This is a genomic window from Chromohalobacter sp. HP20-39 (genome assembly GCF_033052815.1).
Classification (GTDB): domain Bacteria; phylum Pseudomonadota; class Gammaproteobacteria; order Pseudomonadales; family Halomonadaceae; genus Chromohalobacter.
In genome coordinates, this window is sequence record NZ_JAWHTP010000953.1 from 1 (window position 1) to 252 (window position 252).

The 252-nt window shown below is 77.0% G+C and carries 1 protein-coding gene; it reads left to right on the forward strand.

The window, feature by feature from the left end; translation table 11 throughout:
- On the forward strand, window positions 1-252 hold a 252-nt coding region (locus tag RVY79_RS20785; protein WP_317466496.1), incomplete at both ends, for a heme exporter protein CcmB.

Genomic DNA, 252 nt, shown 5'->3' on the forward strand with positions numbered 1-252 from the left:
GTTCCCGCTCGGCCTGGGGCCGGAGCCGGCGCGGCTGCGCGAGCTCGCGCCGGGTCTGCTCTGGATCGTCGCGCTGCTGGCCAGCCTGCTGTCCCTGCCGCGCCTGTTTGCGGCCGACCTCGCGGACGGCAGCCTGGACCAATGGTGGCTGTCGCCGCTGCCGCGCCCGCTCGCCGTCGCGCTCAAGCTCGCGGTGCACTGGGGCTGGACCGGCCTGCCGCTGGTGCTGCTGGCGCCGCTGCTGGCGCTGGC